Origin of the sequence: Methylibium rhizosphaerae, from assembly GCF_006386545.1 — a bacterium.
In the GTDB taxonomy this organism is placed as follows: domain Bacteria; phylum Pseudomonadota; class Gammaproteobacteria; order Burkholderiales; family Burkholderiaceae_C; genus Pseudorivibacter; species Pseudorivibacter rhizosphaerae.
In genome coordinates this window covers 1-1775 of record NZ_SWAR01000105.1, presented here as the reverse complement: position 1 = coordinate 1775, position 1775 = coordinate 1, and the positions used below count along the sequence as shown (strand labels likewise).

The window sequence follows — 1775 nt, the reverse complement described above, 5'->3', positions numbered from 1 at the left end:
CGATGCCGCCGGCCTGGCCATTTCCGAGCGCTTCACCTCGCAGATCCGCGGCCTGAACCAGGCAGCGCGCAACGCCAACGACGGCATCTCGCTGGCCCAGACCACCGAAGGCGCCATGCAGGCGGCCAGCAACATCCTGCAGCGGGTGCGCGAACTGGCCGTGCAGTCGGCCAACGCCTCCAACAGCGCCAGCGACCGCCAGGCCCTGCAGCAGGAAGTCTCGCAGCTGGTCTCCGAGCTGGACCGCATCGCCACCACCACCGAATTCAACGGCCAGAAGCTGCTCGACGGCACCTTCGGCACCCAGCAGTTCCAGGTCGGTGCCAATGCCAACCAGACCATCGTGGCGGCCACCGCCAACCTGCGCACCAGCGCCTACGGCAACCACCAGGTGAAGGCGGCCGGCATCGAGGTGGGGTGGGATACCGCGGACACCTGGGGTTCGAACGGCGTGGACGCCTCGACCGTCACGATCAACGGTGTGCTGGGAAGCCGCCAGGTGGCCATCGCCGCCAACCAGACGGCCAGCGACACCGCCGCCCGCATCAATGCCGTCGCCGGCAGCACCGGCGTCACCGCCACGGCCGTCACCAAGGCCGGGCTGCTCTTTCTGGGCCCCGGGTCCTACTCGCTGCAACTGCGCTCGGACAATTCGACGGCCCAGGGCATCTCGTTCACCTTGGCGTCCAACGCCACGGCGGGGCGCTTGTCGGTCGCCGTGGCTGCCATCAACGAGCAGGCCTCGAAGACCGGCGTGACGGCCGCATTGAGCGCCGACGAAGCCACCGTGGTGCTGACCAATGCCTCCGGCAACGACATCCAGGTGGCCACCAGCGGCCAGGCCTCGGCCGGCCTGCTGGCTCTGTACAAGCTCGACGCGGACGGCAACGAACTCAGCCCCATCGGGACCGCGATCGGGGGCAGCGGCTCCCCGGAATACCTGCAGGTCAGCGGCTCGGTGACGCTGGACTCCGCCCGGCCGTTCTCGATCGACAACGCCACGGCGAGCATGTACGACGCCTTCACCGACGCTTCGTCCACGCTGAACAAGGTGTCGGGCGTGGACGTGTCGACCCACGCCCGGGCCAGCGAGGCCCTGAAGACGGTGGACTCGGCGCTGACCTTCATCAACAGCGAACGCGCCAGGTTGGGCGCCCTGCAGTCGCGCTTCGAAACCACGATCGCCAACCTGCAGACCACCAGCGAGAACCTGTCCGCCTCGCGCAGCCGCATCCAGGATGCCGACTTCGCCAAGGAAACGGCTGCCCTGTCGCGTGCCCAGGTGCTGCAGCAGGCCGGCACGGCGATGATCGCCCAGGCCAACCAGCTGTCGCAGCAAGTACTGGCCCTCCTCCGCTGAGTTCCCCGTCGCCAGGCTTTGAATTGGCGGGATTTCGGCGCTCTTTTCATCGGCTTGCCGGGCTCAAGCCTGCCGAAAAATCTCGCTACCAATCCCCCGCAAGGAGTTGGGGTCCGGATCGAACTGGTGCATTGCTGAATCGAGCCGGAAGTTCATAGCTTCGACGGAGAGATTTCAATGAGCCAGACCATCAACACGAACCTCGCCTCGCTGACCGCGCAGCGCAACACCGCCAGGACGCAGGGAGACCTGAACACGGCGATCTCGCGCCTGTCTTCGGGCCTGCGCATCAACAGCGCCAAGGACGATGCCGCCGGCCTGGCCATTTCCGAGCGCTTCACCTCGCAGATCCGCGGCCTGAACCAGGCAGCGCGCAACGCCAACGACGGCATCTCGCTGGCCCAGACCACCGAAG

General features: G+C 67.2%; 2 protein-coding genes. Both read left to right on the top strand.

Annotated features, from left to right (window positions below; translation table 11 throughout):
• On the top strand, positions 1-1360 hold a 1360-nt coding region (locus E8D38_RS27520; protein ID WP_140637465.1), incomplete at its 5' end, for a flagellin N-terminal helical domain-containing protein.
• A gap of 177 nt (positions 1361-1537) precedes the next feature.
• Positions 1538-1775: flagellin N-terminal helical domain-containing protein (locus E8D38_RS27515; RefSeq protein ID WP_484209598.1), on the top strand; the 238-nt coding region annotated here is incomplete at its 3' end.